This is a genomic window from Candidatus Methylomirabilota bacterium, from assembly GCA_036002485.1.
In the GTDB taxonomy this organism is placed as follows: Bacteria; Methylomirabilota; Methylomirabilia; order Rokubacteriales; family CSP1-6; genus AR37.
Genome location: DASYTI010000050.1, coordinates 1 through 2,614 on the forward strand (window position 1 = coordinate 1; position 2,614 = coordinate 2,614).

Consider the following 2,614-nt stretch of genomic DNA (forward strand, 5'->3'; position numbering starts at 1 on the left):
AGCGTCGCGGACGCGATGGCGTGGGATCCGGAGTTCGTCAATCCGAACATCGACGCCATCGTCATGACCTACGGGTACATGCGGAACTACGAGGACCGCGTCCGGCGCGCAGTCAACACACCCGACCAGCAGGGCCACTGCGCGCTGTGGCAGGGCGGCATGGAGCCCAACATCCCGGTGGGCTCGGAGCGGGGCGTCGAGAACGGGATGAAGCGGGCCGTTGCCGGCGCCGAACGCGAGCAGCGTGAAGGTGCCTCCGGCAAGTGGGTCGCCCACTGGAAGATGGTGCACATCGTCAGGCCCGTCTGGGAGAAGGCGGGGCAAGACAACCAGCTCGGCAGGCAATTCCCCTCGTTGACCTACACCGCGGCCGATGCAGACGGCCTCGTCCTGCTCGAGCCGGCGCCGCGCACCGTCCGGGGCACGCGCGATCTGCTCAGCGTGGCCTTGCAGTACGGCAACGCCTTCGGCCAGGGGTTCCAGGCCGCGGCGCTCAAGCCCGCCGATTTCTTCGGCAACGACGACGTGCTGTACCTCATGGAGGACATGGCAACCGGAGAGATCCGCCTGAGCATCCTCTGGGAGTGGCTGCAGAAGGCGGCTGCCTTCTCCGAGGCCGACGACGCGACCGGCATCGCGAGAGGCGACGCCTTCGGCCCCGAGCTGTTCGAGCGCCTGCTCCGGGAGGAGTACGCCAAACTGCTGGCCGCGAGCAATCGGGACGTGCACGACAACTCCAAGGCGACGACCCTTCCCATCGCTCGCGAGATCGTGAGGACCTACGTCGGCGCCTCGAGCAAACCGCCCTGGTACATCGACCTCCTCAACATCAACCTGGACAACCACGACCTGGCGAACGCTAGACAGCGGATCGGGCCATACATGGACGCCTTTGCCAAGGACGGTACCCGCATCACCGGTAACCTGGATTTCGAACCATGAGCTCATTCGACTCGGAAGTTGCCGAGACCGCACGCTGGCTGGCAAGTCCCCGCTTCGAGGGGATCACCCGCCTTTATTCCGCGCGTCAGGTGGTCGAGCAGAGGGGCACGATTCAGGCCGACTACACCGTAGCCAGGACCGCGGCCGAGCAGTTCTACGCTCGGCTGCAGGAGCTCTTCGCCCAGCGCAAGCAGATCACGACCTTCGGTCCCTATTCACCGGGTCAGGCGGTGGCCTTGAAACGGGCGGGCATCGAAGCCATCTACCTGGGTGGGTGGGCGACATCGGCCAAGGGATCGGCCACCGAGGATCCGGGGCCCGACCTGGCCAGCTACCCGCTGAGCCAGGTGCCTGACGAGGCCGCGCCGATGGTGCGCGCGCTGCTGACGGCGGATCGCAACCAACGCTTCGCGCGCTCGCGCATGAGCGAGGCACAGCGCGCCGCCTCTGCCGAGATCGACTATCGGCCCTTCATCATCGCCGACGCCGACACCGGGCATGGCGGCGACGCGCACGTACGGAACCTCGTCCGGCGCTTCGTCGAGGCCGGGGTTCCGGGCTATCACATCGAGGACCAGAAGCCCGGGGTCAAGAAGTGCGGGCACCAGGGGGGCAAGGTGCTGGTCGCGGAGGACGAGCAGATCAAGCGTCTGAACGCCGCGCGCTTCCAGCTCGACGTGATGAAGGTGCCCGGCATCATCGTGGCCCGGACCGACGCCGAGGCGGCCACGTTCCTGGAGGGACGCGGGGACGAGCGCGACCATCCGTTCATCCTGGGCGCCACCAACGTCGAGCTGCCCACCTACAAGACCGGTTACCTGGCCATCCTCAGGAAGCTCCGCGAGCTGGGCGTGGAGGACATGCGAGCGCACCTGCTGTTCGAGGTCTCCCAGGGCGAGTACGAGGAGGCCGACGCCTGGCTGGCCCGAGCGGGCGTGATGCGCGTGATCGAGGAGAACATCGAGGCGTTGAGGCGGGCCCAGGGGGCGGGGGTCGAGCCCCTGCTGGACAGGATCGAGACCTGCTTCCTGGAGGCGTGGCAGGACCAGGCCAACCTCAAGAGCTACCCCCAGGCGGTGGCCGACGTGATCGCGTTCCGCGGGAACGAAGGCGAGCGCTTCGAGATGACCGCCGAGGAATGGCTGGCCTTCGCCAACCGCACGTCGTTCCATGCCGCCCGGGCGCGGGCCCGTTCCATGGGCATCAACATCATCTGGGACTGCGAGATCTCCAAGACGCCCGAGGGCTACTACCAGGTGCAGGGCGGCCTCGAATACGCGATCGCCAAGTCCCTGGCCGCCGCTCCCTTCGCCGACATCCTGTGGATGGAGACGAAGACGGGGGACCTGGTGGAGGCCCGGCGCTTCGCGGAGGCGATCCACGCCGAGTTCCCGTCCAAGATGCTGGCCTACAACCTCTCCCCCTCCTTCAATTGGGATACCACGGGCATGAGCGACGAGGAGATGAGGCGGTTCCCGGAGGAGCTGGGCCAGCTCGGCTTCGTCTTCAACTTCATCACCTACGGCGGGCACCAGATCGACGGCCTGGCCGCCGAGGAGTTCGCGGCGGCGCTGAAGCAGGACGGCATGCTGTCCCTGGCGCGGCTGCAGCGGAAGTTCCGCCTGGTGGACTCGCCCTACAAGACGCCGCAGACGCTGGTGGGAGGCCCGCG

Annotated in this window: 2 protein-coding genes; both read left to right on the forward strand. The window is 67.3% G+C overall.

Going from position 1 to position 2,614, the window contains the following annotated elements; all coding sequences use genetic code 11:
- Window positions 1–942, forward strand: a 942-nt coding sequence (locus tag VGT00_05525; GenBank protein ID HEV8530854.1) for a malate synthase, incomplete at its 5' end; no start/stop codon positions are given.
- The coding region (locus tag VGT00_05530; protein ID HEV8530855.1) for an isocitrate lyase/phosphoenolpyruvate mutase family protein at window positions 939–2,614 on the forward strand (1,676 nt) is incomplete at its 3' end. The genes VGT00_05525 and VGT00_05530, both read left to right, overlap by 4 nt.